The organism is Streptomyces violaceus (assembly GCF_036014075.1).
GTDB classification, from domain to species: Bacteria; Actinomycetota; Actinomycetes; order Streptomycetales; family Streptomycetaceae; genus Streptomyces; species Streptomyces violaceus.
This window is the reverse complement of the sequence record NZ_CP107911.1, coordinates 8,127,218-8,140,648: the sequence shown is the minus strand read 5'-3', so window position 1 is coordinate 8,140,648 and position 13,431 is coordinate 8,127,218. Positions and strand designations below refer to the sequence as shown.

The following is a 13,431-nucleotide window of genomic DNA, read 5'->3' as shown; positions in this document are numbered from 1 at the left end:
CGGGCCCGCCCTCGAGCGGTGTCCCGCACGCCCGACCTCTTGACGCGTCAATGACAACAATGGCTTGATGTCATGGGAGCGCTCCCACCTCGCCCAGGGAAGGGACCACCATGCGCAGAACCCGCCGCTCGTCCCCTCACTTACGGATCGTCACGGTTCTCGGCCTCCTGGCCACCCTGCTCCTCCCCCTCGGCCTGACCGTCGCACCCCGCGCGACGGCCGCCCCGGCCGCTGACCCCGTGCGCGTCATGCCGCTCGGCGACTCGATCACCGGCTCGCCGGGCTGCTGGCGAGCGGTGTTGTGGAACCGGCTCGTGAACAGCGGATACACGGAGATCGACTTCGTCGGCACCCTCCCCACGCAGGGGTGCGGACAGGCGCACGACGGCGACAACGAGGGTCACGGCGGCGAGTTGGTGACGAACGTCGCCGACCAGAACCTGCTGCCGGGGAGGCTGGCCTCCACCCGCCCGGACATCGTTGTCATGCACTTCGGCACGAACGACGTGTGGAGCAGCATCGCCCCCGACCGCATCCTCGCCGCCTACACCAAGCTCGTGTCGCAGATGAGGGCCTCCGATCCGGACATGCGGATCCTCGTCGCGCAGCTCATCCCGATGAACCCGAGCAGTTGCGCGGCCTGCGCGCAGCGCGTCGTCGACTTCAACGCGCGGATTCCGGCCTGGGCCCGGGCGACCAGCACCGACCGCTCCCCGGTCACCGTGGTCGACCAGTGGACGGGCTTCAGCACGGCCGGCGACACCTATGACGGTGTGCACCCCAACGCCTCCGGCGACGACAAGATCGCCGCCCGCTGGTACCCGGCCCTGGCGGCCGTCCTCGACGCGGGCGTCCCGCAGGACCCAGGCGACCCCGGTGACCCGGGCGAGGACCCCGCGGCCTGCACCGCCCGCTTCCGGGCCGTCTCCTCCTGGCAGGGCGGCTACCAGGGCGAGGTGACGGTGACGAACACGTCCGCCGCCGCAGCCTCGGGCTGGACCGCGACCGTCGTACCGGCGGGCGGCGCGCGTCTCACCCAGGTCTGGAACGGCACCCACACGACGGCCGCCGACGGCACGGCCACCGTCACGAACGCGGCGTGGAACGGCGCGCTGGCCCCCGGCGCGAGCGCCACGTTCGGTTTCGTCGCCACCGCCCCGGCAACGGCCGGCGCCCCGGCGGCGACTGTCACCTGCACGGCGAAGACACCGGCCGAGTGACAGCCGGCGCGGACCAAGGCCCGACTCCCCCTCCCCTCCCCCCTACTGGAGCCGCCATGAGATCCCGCACAGCCTCCGTCCCCCGCATGGCCGGCGTGGCCGCCGCCCTCCTGGGACTCCTGCTCTCCTTCCTCTCGCTCAGCACACCGGCACAGGCCGCCCCCACTGGATTCCGCATCGAGAACGGCCGTCTCCTGGAAGCCTCCGGGAACGACTTCGTGATGCGCGGCGTCAACCACGCCCACACCTGGTACCCGGGCGAGACGCAGTCGCTGGCCGACGTCAAGGCGCTGGGCGCCAACACCGTCCGCGTCGTCCTCTCCGACGGCCACCGCTGGACCAAGAACAGCGCGCAGGACGTGGCCGGCGTCATCGCCCAGTGCAAGGCCAACCGGCTCATCTGCGTGCTGGAGGTGCACGACACCACCGGCTACGGAGAGGAAGCCGCGGCCGGGACCCTCGACCACGCGGCCGACTACTGGATCGGCCTGAAAGAGGTGCTCACCGGCCAAGAGGACTACGTCATCATCAACATCGGCAACGAGCCCTGGGGCAACACCGATCCCGCAGGGTGGACCGATCCCACCATCGCCGCCGTCAAGAAGCTGCGCGGCGCCGGATTCGCGCACACGATCATGGTGGACGCGCCCAATTGGGGCCAGGACTGGCAAGGCGTCATGCGCGACAACGCCAAGTCGGTCTACAACGCCGACCCCACCGGCAACCTGATCTTCTCGATCCACATGTACAGCGTCTACGACACCGCCCAGGAGATCACCGACTATCTGAACGCCTTCGTCAACGCCAAACTGCCCATCCTCATCGGTGAGTTCGGAGGCCCGGCCGACCAGTACGGCGACCCGGACGAGGACACCATGATGGCCGTCGCCCAACAGCTACGGCTCGGCTACCTGGCCTGGTCCTGGAGCGGCAACACCGACCCGGTCCTCGACCTGGCGATCGAGTTCGACCGCACCCGGCTCAGCTCCTGGGGCCAGCGCGTCTTCAACGGCGCCAACGGCATCGCCGCCACCTCGAAGGAAGCCACCGTCTACTCCTCGGGCGGCGGCGACACGACTCCCCCGACCGCTCCCGGCACACCGACCGCCTCGGAGGTGACCTCGTCATCCGTGAAGCTGGCCTGGGCCGCCGCCACCGACGCGACCGGGGTCACGGGCTATGACGTCGTCCGGGTCAGCGGCGCGACCGAGACCGCCGCCACCACCACGACCGGCACCTCCGCCACCGTCACCGGCCTCGCCCCGTCCACGCCCCACACCTTCGCCGTCTACGCCCGTGACGCCGCGGGCAACCGCTCGCCCCGCTCGGCCACGGTGACGGTCACGACCTCCCCCGGCGGCTCACCGTCGTCCTGCGGCGTCGGCTACCGGGTGACGAGCAGCTGGCCCGGCGGCTTCCAGGGCGAGATCGTCCTCCGCAACACCGGCACCTCGGCGATCAACGGCTGGACGCTGCGCTGGGCCTTCCCGGACAGCCAGCGCATCACCAACCTCTGGGGCGGTACGGCGACGCAGAGCGGCTCCGAGGTCAGCGTCGCGGCCGCCTCGTACACCGCGACGGTCCCCGCCTCGGGCTCGGTCACCCTCGGCTTCACGGCCACCCGGTCGGCCGCGAACCCCAGTCCCACGGCGTTCACGCTGAACGGCGCGACCTGCTCGGTGAGCTGACGCGCCGCGTGCGACGGTGCCGGCGCGCTTCCCGGCGTCCGGCGCGGCGGCACCGTCGCCGTGGCTGTGATCCATACGACATCGCACCGGAAAGCGGTTTACGCGGCCTCGCAGTGGTGAGGCGGCGGGGATGTCTCATCGGCACCCCACTGCCGTAACTCCGGCAAGACGCGCCCGCACCCGTTCCGGTTCCCCCCACCGTGCGCGGGGGGCGTGATGAGCGAGGACACCCTGCGCATGCGCGCCGTCGCGCCGGCCGACGGCGGGCGGGGGCGGAAGGACGCGTCCGAGGCGGCCGCCCCCGCGCAGCGGTCCGGGCAGCGGGACGCCTTCTTCGACAACGCCAAGTACCTGGCGATCGTGCTGGTGGCCATGGGGCACTCCTGGGAGCCGTTGCGGGACGGCAGCCGGGCGGCGAGCGCGCTGTACATGGTGGTGTACGCCTTCCACATGCCGGCGTTCATCATCATCTCCGGCTACTTCTCGCGCTCCTTCGACGCCGGCCCGGGCCGCATCAGGCGTCTGATCACCGGGCTCGCCATTCCGTATGTCGTCTTCGAGACGGCGTACACCCTGTTCACCCGGTGGACCGACCAGGAGCCCGACCGGCCGATCAGTCTGCTGGACCCGCTGTACCTGACCTGGTTCCTGGCGGCGCTGTTCATCTGGCGGCTGACCACGCCGGTGTGGCGGCATGTGCGGTGGCCGCTGCCGGTCGCCCTTGTCATCGCCATGCTGGCGACGCTCTCGCCGTCCGTCGGCAACGACCTCGACCTGCAGCGCACCCTGCAGTTCCTGCCGTACTTCGTCCTCGGCCTGTGCCTGAAGCCGGAGCACTTCCGGCTGGTGCGCCGGCGCAAGGTGCGCATCCTCGCCGTGCCGGTCTTCGCCGCCGCGGTCGCCGTGGCCTACTGGGCGGTGCCGCGGATGACCGGCGCCTGGTTCTACCACCGCGACAGCGCGGAGGAGCTTGCCGCGCCCTCCTGGTCCGGGCCCGTCATGACGCTGGTGATCTTCGGCTGCTCGCTCGTCCTGGTGGCCTGCTTCCTCTCCTGGGTGCCCGGGCGCCGGGCGTGGTTCACGGTGCTGGGCGCGGGCACGCTGTACGGCTATCTGCTGCACGGTTTCGTCGCCCAGGGGTCCAAGTTCTGGGGCTGGTACGAGCCGGAGTGGGTCCACCGGCCCCTGGGCCAGCTCGTCGTCACGGCCGTCGCGGCCGTCGTCGTGACCGCGCTGTGCACCCCGCCGGTACGGCGACTGTTCCGCTGGGTGATGGAGCCCGAGATGGCGTGGGCCTTCCGCCGGGACGCCCGCGATCAGGCCCGCGAACGGAACGCCGTACGCGAGTGACGCCCGGCGCCTCGCCCACGGGGGTGCCGTTCGGATCAGCTCGGATCAGGCCGCGGAGCGTGGTGCGGTGCGAGGTGCCGTGCCAGCGTCGCGGACCCGGGGTGATCCAACGACCCCCTAGCCGTCCTGCGTGAGCCGAACCAGCAGAACACCGGGCGTGCGCGGGACCGACACCGTCAGTCCGTCCCCGTCCCCGTCCCAGGTGGCCCGGCCCGTCTCCGGGGAGGACGGGTGCAGGACGTCCGCGCGGACGGTCCGGCCCGCCAGGTGCCGGAGGGGGACGCGGAGTTCGGCCGGTCCGCCGCGGCGCCAGACCGAGATGTAGGCCGTGCGGTCGCCGGGGACCTTGAGGCCGAGGGCCAGCCACTCGTCCGTCCAGCCGGGCAGGCCGAGCGGCCAGAAGGGCAGGGCCTGTGCGAGGTCGCCGCGGATCGACTTGTAGACCGCGACCGCGTCCCGTACGAGGGCCAGTTGAGGTTCCGGCATGCGGTTCAGATGGCCGGAGAGGTGGATGCGGCCCAGTAGGGCCCCGCCCAGGGTCCAGGAGATCAGGTCGTCGTCGAAGCCGGGCTGCGGGTAGGCCCAGACGGCGCCCTGCTCGGGCGGAACCGCGGTCGGGGCGGCGGCGGCGATGGGCGCGTAGCGCAGCGGGTCCTGCTGGTCGCTGGTGGACTGGAGCTGGGCGACGGCCAGGGTGGCCCCGTCCATGCGCATGCCGCCCGAGGCGCAGTTCTCGACGACGAGGCCGGGGTGCCGGTCCAGTACGGCGGACAGCCAGTCCAGGTAGGCGTGGGCGTGGCCGAGCAGCCCTGCTCCCGGCGCCAGGTCGCCGGAGGCCTGCGTGCCCGGGTCGACCACGATGTTGTAGTCCAGCTTGAGGTAACCCACGCCCCAGTCGCCGACGATGCGGTCGACCGTCTTGTCCAGGTGGGCGCGGGCGGCCGGATGCCGCAGGTCGAGCTGGTGGCGGCCCTGTTCGGTCAGACGCACGCCGTCGCGCTGGAAGAACGCCTCGGCGGGCAGCTCGGCCGCGACCGGGCTGCGTACCCCGACGACCTCCGGCTCCAGCCACAGCCCGGGCACCATGCCGCGCTCCCGGATCCGGTCCAGGACCGCCTGGATGCCGCCGTCGGGGAAGCGGCGCGGCGAGGCCTGCCAGGCGCCGACGCTGTCCCACCAGCCCCGGGTGTCGTCGTCGTACCAGCCCGAGTCGATGCAGAAGTACTCCGCGCCGGCGTCGGCGGCGGCGTCGATCAGCGGCAGCAGTTTGGCCGTGGTCGGGTCGCCCATGAGGGTGTTCATGTAGTCGTTGAAGACGACGGGGAGGGCGGTGTGGTCCGGGTGCGGGCGGCGGATCGCCCGGCGGTAGGAGGTCAGGGCGCCCATCGCCGCGTCGAGGTCGGAGCCGAGCGCGAGGGCCCCGTGCACGGTGGTGAACTCCTCGCCCTGTTCGAGGCGGACCCGCCACTGGTGTTCCGCGTCCGTGGGGCCGTTCAGCGCCAGGTACGTGCCGTGTGCACGTTGTCCGAGGTCCCAGCGCCAGCCGGCCGGGGACTCCACCTGCCACACCCAGACCCGGCCGCCACCCCGCTCGGTCAGCGCCCCCATGGCCAGATGGCCGTCGGTCGGCCAGCTGCCGCGCCCGGTGAGAGCGAGGGCGGCCCGGCTGTCGTGCTCGTGGACGTCCATGTTGATGTCGGCGATGCCCGCGCGCAGCGGCTCGGCGTACCAACGGCACTCGGCGAGCCAGTCGTTGCGGGCCCGGTGTACGTCGAGGGCGTCAGGGGAGGGCAGGCCGCCGAGCAGCAGGCTGCTGACGGACTGGACGACCAGGGGCTCCCGGCCGGCGTTGCGGAGCCGGACGCGGGAGCGCAGGACGGGCAGGCCGGTGGGTGACGTCAGCTCGGCGAACGCCGTCAACCCGCTCTCGGGGTCGTGGAGTTCCACGGTCAGCCAGTCCCAGCCGTCGCGTCTGCCCGTGCGGTGGGCCCGGTAGGCGAGCCGTGCGCCGAAGGCCGTGCCGGTGAAGCGGGGGCCGGACCAGCCGCTGCCGTGGCCGAGGGCGGTGAGTTCCACGAGCGGGAGCGCCGGGTCCGGGGCGGCGGGGCGGTCGTCGTCGGGGTGGGTGAGCCGGACCAGCCGCAGGGTCCCGTCGGAGGCGACGGCGAACCGGGCCCGAAGGGCCTCATGTCCCCAAGTGAACTCGTCCTGCCGCTGGTTGGAGGCCATGTGCGCCGCATCCGCCGTGCCGGTCAAGGTGCTCCCCCTCCTGGCCCCGCCCCGTTCTCGGGGAGCGGAGGTCCGCGTGAATTACTCGTTACGGTCTCTTGACGACCCAAGTGTGACCGGTCACAATCCTCGCATGAATGTGACCGGTCACACAAGGCGCCCGGCGAGCATCAGGGACGTCGCGACCGCGGCGGGGGTCTCGTACCAGACGGTCTCGCGGGTGATCAACGGCCATCCGAGCGTCCGGCCGTCCACCCGGGAGCGGGTGCTCGCCGCCATCGACGAACTGGGCTTCCGCCGCAACGCGACCGCCCTCGCCCTGGCCAGCGGCCGCAGCCGGGCCGTGACCGTGCTCACCGCGAACACCACCCACTACGGCTACGCCTCGATCCTCCAGGGCATCGAGGAGGCCGCCCGCGCCGCGTCGTACGCGGTCGGGATCGGGGTCCTGGAGTCCGCCGACGACGCGGCCGTCGCCGCTGAGGTGCAGCGCGCTGCGGACGCGGGCGGCGGGCTCATCGTGATCGCCTACGATCCGGCCGGTGTACGGGCGCTGGGAGCCGTGCCATCAGCGCTGCCGGTCGTCGGCGTGGTCGAGACCCCGGCGAGCCCGCCCGGCGGCGACCGCCCGTGGGTCTGGACCGACGACCGTGAAGCCGCCTACCAGGCGACCCGGCATCTGCTCTCCCTCGGCCACGAGACCGTGCACTACGTCGCCATCCCGTCCAGCACCCGCCGCACCAGCGCCCGCACCAGCGGCTGGCGGCAGGCGCTGAAGGAGGCCGGCGCCCCGGAGCCCCGCCCCGTACAAAGCAGTTGGGGACCGGCGGGCGGTCACGCGGCGGGGCTGAAGCTGGCGGGCGACCCGTCCGTCACCGCGATCCTGTGCGGCAACGACGACCTCGCACTCGGCGTGCTGCGCGCCCTGCACGAGACCGGCCGCTCGGTGCCGGGCGACGTCAGCGTGGCCGGTTTCGACGACGCCCCGCACTCCGCCTTCCTCACGCCGTCCCTGACGACCGTACGCCTGGACTTCACCGGCCTCGGGCGGTCCGCGTTCGCCCTGCTGCACGGAGTGCTGGAGGAGTCGGCGCAGGTCGCCCCGCATCCCGTGTCCGTCCCTGAGCTGGTGGTGCGGGAGAGCTCGGGGCCACCGCCCACCGGTCGCTGAACACCTCTCACCCGCCCAGCAGTTGTGAGTCCCGCTTCCTGAACCTGAACCGCCTGCTCCGGAAAGGCTCGTGATGAAGAGAAGAGCTCTCCCCGCCCTGGCGCTGATATGCGCCGCCGGCCTGGCCGCCACCGCGTGCAGTGACCCGACCGCCGGGGACTCCGGCGACTCCGGTTCGGGCGGGAAGAAGGCGGAGGTCAACCCCACCGCCCGCCTCGACGGCGTGCAGCTGACCATGTGGACCGCGCAGAACACGGTCAACGCGCCCAAGCAGGTCATCGACGCCTTCGAGAAGGCCACCGGCGCCAAGGTCGACACCCAGGCGATCCCGGACCTCTACGAGCAGAACGTGCCGACGAAGCTGGCGTCCGGCGACCGCCCCGACCTGATGTTCTGGCAGCCGTCGATCTCCACCCTGCCGTTCGTCCAGCCGAAGCAGAATCTCCTGACCCTGGACGGGGAGCCGTGGGAGGCCAAGCTCGGGGGAACCGAGAAGTCGCTCGGCATGATCGACGGAAAGCGGTACGCGGCGATCGTCACCAGCCCCGCCATGCTCGGCGTCTACTACAACAAGGACGTCTTCCAGAAGGCCGGGCTGAGCGAGAAGGACTTCCCCACCTCCTACGACGAGCTGCTCGCCCTCGGCCACAAGGTCGTCGACAAGACCGACGCGGCCGCCTTCTACGAGGCCGGCGGCGACAAGTGGCCGCTCCAGTGGCAGATGCAGCTCCAGCTCACCGACCTCGACCAGCAGTGGTGGGCCGATCTGAACGCCGGCAAGAAGAAGTGGACCGACCCGGTCGTCGTCGGCGCCATCAAGAAGTACAAGGAGAAGCTGCTCGACGCCGGGCTCGCCCAGAAGAACTACCGGACGGGCACGTTCACCGGGCAGGCCGACTCGCTGTGGAAGGGCGAGGCCGGCATGGTCCTCAACGTCACCTCCTTCCAGAGCCAGTTGCAGGCCAAGTACTCCACCGCCGAGATCGACAAGAAGATCGGCTGGTTCCCGGTCGCCAACTCCTCGGCCACCGGCCTGTACTCCCCCGACCAGACCAACGGTGTCGTCGCCTTCAAGACCGGTGACGACAAGCGGCAGAACGCGGCCCGGCAGTTCCTCGCCTTCTGGCTCGGGCCGGACTACCCGGACTACATCAAGGCGATGAAGATCCCGTCCGTGCAGCCCTCCGTGCCCACCCCCGGCGGACTGCCCGGGACGTCCAAGGCCCAGGTGGCCGCCCTGCCGAAGGCCATCGGCGTCTTCCAGGCCAAGGCGATCGTCGCCCCGGACACCCACCTCTACCTGGCCGACATGATCTTCGACAAGAAGAGCCCGCAGCAGGTCGCGCAGGCGATCCAGGACCAGTTCGCGCAGGTGGCCAAGGCCCAGGGCGCACCAGGTTTCTGACGATGGCGGACACGGTCGTACGTACCAAGCCCGCGCCGGTCAGGGGCGCGCCGAAGAAGGTGGGGCGGCTGCCACGCGCGGCCGTGCACCACCCCTGGTGGTTCGCGCTGCCCGCGATCGTCGTCTTCGCGGGCTTCTTCCTGGTGCCGAACCTGCTCAACTTCTACTACCCGTTCACCAACTGGTCCTCGTACCACGCGGACATCGCCTTCACGGGCCTGGACAACTTCAAGACCATCGCCGACGACGGGTCGCTGCTGCGCGCGGTCCGTACGACCCTGGTGTACGCCCTGCTGGCGGCGCTGTTCCAGAACGGCTTCGGGCTCGTGCTGGCGCTGCTGCTGGAGGATGACAGCCGTTTCAACCGGTTCTTCCGTGCCGTCTTCTTCCTGCCGGTGCTGATCTCGGCACTCGCGACCGGCTACGTGTTCCAGGCGCTGCTCGATCAGGACGGAGCCGTCAACTCCCTGCTGGGCACGGACATTCCGTGGCTGGGCTCGACGACGTGGACGCTGGTGATCGTCACGCTCATCCACGGGTGGAAGTGGATGGGCCTGTCGATGCTGATCTATCTGGCCGGGCTCAAGGGCATCCCCGGCGAGATGCTGGAGGCCGCGAAGTGTGACGGGGCGGGGCCCTGGCGGACCTTCTGGTCGGTGCGCTGGCCCATGCTCGCGCCGGCCGTCACCTTCAACGTCACCACGGCGCTGATCGGTTCGATGAACACCTTCGACATCGTGCAGGCCACGACCGGCGGCGGTCCGGCGGCCTCCACGGAGGTCTTCAACATCTACATGTTCCGGATCTTCGGACAGGGCCTGTACGCCCAGGCCTCCGCGATGAGCCTCGTCCTCTTCCTGGTGGTCGTCGCCGTGGCGATCCCGCTGGTCGTGGGCCTCCGGCGAAGGGAGCAGCTCCTGTGACCGCGCTGTGGCGGTACGGCCGCCCTTCCCTCGTCGTCCTGCTCGCGGCGCTGGCCGTCGGTGTGCCGCTGTGGCTGGTCGCCGTCACCTCGGCCAAGCCGCAGGCCGAGGCGATCAAGCCGAACCTGGACCTGCCCGGGCGCTGGCAGCCCGCGAGCAACTACGCGGACGCCGTCAGCGAGGGCGAGATGCTGCGCGGCTTCCTCAACTCGCTGCTGGTCGTGGTGCCTTCGGTGGTCCTGGTGCTGATCCTGGGCGCGGGCGCCGCCTGGGTGTTCGCCCGCCGCAAGTCGAGGCTGGTCTCTGCGGCGTACGCGCTGTGCATCAGCGGACTGCTGCTGCCGCCCGCCGTCATCACCATCGTGATGGAGCTGCGGCAGATGGGGCTGGCCAACACCCGCCCCGGCATGATCGCCGTCTACACCGGCATGTACCTGTCGACGTCGATCTTCTTCATGACCGGCTTCATCCGCGCCATCCCCATGGAGCTGGAGGAGGCGGCCCGGATGGACGGAGCGAGCCCGTCACGCATCTTCTGGCGGATCGTCCTGCCGCTGCTCCGGCCGGTGATCGCCACCGCGACGATCATGGTGATGCTCTACGCCTGGAGCGACGTCTTCTACGCGTTCTTCGTCCTCGGCGGCGGAGACCGGGCGACCCTGCCGCTCAATCTCTACCAGGTCGCCAGCGCCCAGCTCTATCTCAACAACTGGCATCTCGTCTTCGCGTACGTCGTGGTGATGAGCCTGCCCATGGTCGCCGTATTCCTCGTCGGCCAGCGAAAGATCGTGTCCGGAATCACCAGTGGAGCCGTGAAGTGACTGGAGGTCCAGCAGCGTGATCACCCCCACCCGCACGAGAGCCCGTACGAGATCCCGTACCAGAACCGCACTGATAACAGCACTACTTGGAGCAGCCGCCATGGCAGGCACCCTCCCCGCGGCCGGTCCCGCCGCCGCGGCCGACCCACAGCGCCTCACCGTCGACCTCAAGAGCTCCGAGGGCCCGGTGATGCTGGGCGCCAACGGCTCGCTGTACGGGCTCAGCGACGACGGGGTGCCCAGCGACGCCGCGATGGCACCCCTGAAGATCACCAGCGTCTCGCAGAAGCCGGAGGGCGGTGCGCAGCACCCCAACGGCGACGCGCTCACCGTCTCCAAGTCGTTCTTCCGCAACGGCGGCGGCGAGATCAACGTGATGATGCAGGACATCTACGCCAAGTGGCCGTACGAGGACCTCGGCATCGACGACTACCTCCCCAAGGTCGACAAGATCGTCAAGGAGGTCTCGGCCGATCCGAACAGCGAACGCTTCGTCTACATCCCGTTCAACGAGCCCGACCAGATCTGGTACAAGCTCGACGTCCAGGACCAGGCCCAGTACGAGAAGAACCGCGACCGGTTCTTCAAGGACTGGAAGACGGTGTACCAGCGGATCCGCGCGATCGACCCGGACGCACGGATCGCCGGCCCCAACGAAGCCGCGTACCACACACGCCTGTTGAAGGACTTCCTCGCCTTCGCCAAGCGGGAGAACGTGCTGCCCCAGGTGATGACCTGGCACGAGCTCGGCTCCGGTTCGCTGCGCGACTTCCAGGCGCACTACGACAACTACCGCGCGCTGGAGCGCGAGGCGGGCATCGCCCCGCTGAAGATCAACATCGACGAGTACGCCAACCGCCGCGACCTGTCCGTGCCCGGGCAGCTCGTGCAGTGGGTGTCCATGTTCGAGCGCAACAAGGTGTACGCCAACATGGCCTACTGGGACGCCGCCGGCAATCTCAGCGGCCATGTGGTGCGCTCCAACATCCCCAACGGCGGCTGGTGGCTGTTCCGCTGGTACGCGGGCATGACCGGGAACACCGTGAAGGTGACGCCGCCGCAGCCCAACAGCATCGACACGCTCCAGGGCCTCGCCTCCCTCGACGCCTCCCGCCGCCAGGCGCAGGTGCTGCTCGGCGGCTCCGCCGCGGACTCGGACGTGGTCGTGCGGAACGTCCCGCGGTCGGTCTTCGGCCGTACGGTCACCGCGACGGTCGCCGAGGCCGCCTGGTCCGGTTACGAGGGTCAGCACGCGGCGCCGCGCGTCCTCGCGCGCACCAAGGTGAAGGTGGCGGACGACGGTTCGGTGACCGTTCCGCTGCGCGGCCTGCACAAGATGTCGGCCTACCGGATCGTCCTCACCCCCGGCGGCTCGGGCACCCCCTCCGCCGCGTCCGTCCCGTGGTCGGCGTCGTACGAGGCCGAGGACGCGGCCCTCACCGACGGCAAGGTGTACACGCAGGGCACCGTGCAGAACGCCAACGGCTACGCGGCCTCCGGCACCAAGGACGTCGGTTCGCTCAACCAGCCCGGCAGCAAGGCCGCCTTCACGGTGACGGTGCCGAAGGACGGCACGTACGACCTGGCGATCCTCTACGGCAACCAGTCCGGCGGCCCCGCCACGCAGAAGCTGTCGGTCGACGGCGGCGACCCGGTGACGGTCACCTACCCCTCCACCGAGAACTGGACGTACCGCGCCAAGAAGAACGTCGGCGTGCAACTGAAGGCGGGCACACACCAGTTGACCCTGTCCAAGGGCGACGCCGAGGTCACCCTCGACCGGATCGACCTGACTACCCGGACGGGCGCGGCCGCCGCGTCGTACGAGGCCACACTGGCGGACATCAGCGGCAAGCCGTCGTACGACTACTCGTCCTCGGCGGGGGTGGGCACGGGCGCCTTGGTCCTGCGCTCGGGTGACAAGGCGGTGTTCGACGTCTACGCCCCGCGCGACGGCTACTACACGGTGGCGCCACGGGCCTCGGCGGCGGTGAAGCTCGCGCTGCACGGAGAGACGGTCACGGCCACGCCCGGCCGCCCGCTGCGGCTCTACCTGGTCGCGGGCAACAACCGGATCGCGATGACGTCGAGCCACGCCGCCGTGCGCTGCCTCGACGTCTCCGGCGACGGCTCGGCCACCGGCGCCCTCTCCTACGAGGGTGCCTCGGCCACGCTCGCGGGCGGCGCCAAGCTCGTCGACTCCCCGCACGCGTCCGCCGGCTCGTACATCGGCTGGCTCGGCAACAGCTCCTCCGGCACCGCCGAGTTCACGGCGAACGCGCCCCGGGCCGGCCGCTATGTGCTGGTCGTCCACTACGCGCACAACGACCGCCGGGACAACGGCCACGCCTACAACACGGACATCATGTCCCGTACGGCGGACATCACGGTCGGAACCGCGGCGCCGGTGAAGGCCACCTTCAAGAACACCTGGAGCTTCGACGACTACTGGACGGTCGGAGTCCCCGTCGAACTGAAGAAGGGTGCCAACAAGGTGACGTTCGGCAACGCGAGCGCCTGGGCGCCGAACATCGACCGGATCGAGCTGGGACGGGTCGTGGACTGACCCGTCCGGTGACGGGAGACGGTCGCGAAGCAGTGCCGCGGTCCGCCACGGAGGCGGG

9 protein-coding genes are annotated in these 13,431 nt (G+C 70.6%); 8 read left to right on the top strand and 1 reads right to left on the bottom strand.

All coding sequences use genetic code 11. From position 1 onward, the window contains the following. Positions 1–110 precede the first annotated feature (110 nt). The 3 genes from OG542_RS36695 (at position 111) to OG542_RS36685 (ending at position 4,258) form a co-directional block, all read left to right on the top strand. On the top strand, positions 111–1,220 hold the full coding sequence (locus OG542_RS36695) for a GDSL-type esterase/lipase family protein (protein ID WP_328416657.1): 1,110 nt from the start codon (positions 111–113) through the stop codon (positions 1,218–1,220). A gap of 56 nt (positions 1,221–1,276) precedes the next feature. Then, positions 1,277–2,908, top strand: a complete 1,632-nt coding sequence (locus OG542_RS36690; protein WP_328416655.1) for a cellulase family glycosylhydrolase — start codon at positions 1,277–1,279, stop codon at positions 2,906–2,908. 216 nt (positions 2,909–3,124) lie between these two features. Continuing rightward, positions 3,125–4,258 carry an acyltransferase family protein gene (locus OG542_RS36685; protein WP_408057816.1) on the top strand — a complete coding sequence of 378 codons (1,134 nt, stop codon included), beginning with the start codon at positions 3,125–3,127 and terminating at the stop codon, positions 4,256–4,258. Between the two features lie 117 nt (positions 4,259–4,375). Here the strand turns inward: OG542_RS36685 and OG542_RS36680 are convergent, their stop codons facing one another. Continuing rightward, positions 4,376–6,487 carry an alpha-galactosidase gene (locus OG542_RS36680; RefSeq protein WP_328418250.1) on the bottom strand — a complete coding sequence of 704 codons (2,112 nt, stop codon included), beginning with the start codon at positions 6,485–6,487 and terminating at the stop codon, positions 4,376–4,378. Between the two features lie 133 nt (positions 6,488–6,620). Between OG542_RS36680 and OG542_RS36675 the strand changes: the two genes are divergently transcribed. From OG542_RS36675 to OG542_RS36655, 5 genes are all read left to right on the top strand, one after another. After that, on the top strand, positions 6,621–7,658 hold the full coding sequence (locus tag OG542_RS36675) for a LacI family DNA-binding transcriptional regulator (RefSeq protein WP_328416653.1): 1,038 nt from the start codon (positions 6,621–6,623) through the stop codon (positions 7,656–7,658). 73 nt (positions 7,659–7,731) lie between these two features. Further along, the gene (locus OG542_RS36670) at positions 7,732–9,063 is read left to right on the top strand and encodes an ABC transporter substrate-binding protein (protein WP_328416650.1); all 1,332 of its coding nucleotides are present in this window, start codon (positions 7,732–7,734) and stop codon (positions 9,061–9,063) included. 2 nt (positions 9,064–9,065) lie between these two features. Continuing rightward, the gene (locus tag OG542_RS36665) at positions 9,066–9,986 is read left to right on the top strand and encodes a carbohydrate ABC transporter permease (RefSeq protein WP_311129829.1); all 921 of its coding nucleotides are present in this window, start codon (positions 9,066–9,068) and stop codon (positions 9,984–9,986) included. Continuing rightward, entirely contained in the window at positions 9,983–10,807 is an 825-nt protein-coding gene (locus OG542_RS36660; protein WP_328416647.1) for a carbohydrate ABC transporter permease, read from the top strand. Before OG542_RS36665 ends, OG542_RS36660 begins: the two co-directional genes overlap by 4 nt. A gap of 100 nt (positions 10,808–10,907) precedes the next feature. After that, entirely contained in the window at positions 10,908–13,373 is a 2,466-nt protein-coding gene (locus tag OG542_RS36655; RefSeq protein WP_328416645.1) for a carbohydrate-binding protein, read from the top strand. The last annotated feature ends 58 nt before the right edge of the window (positions 13,374–13,431 follow it).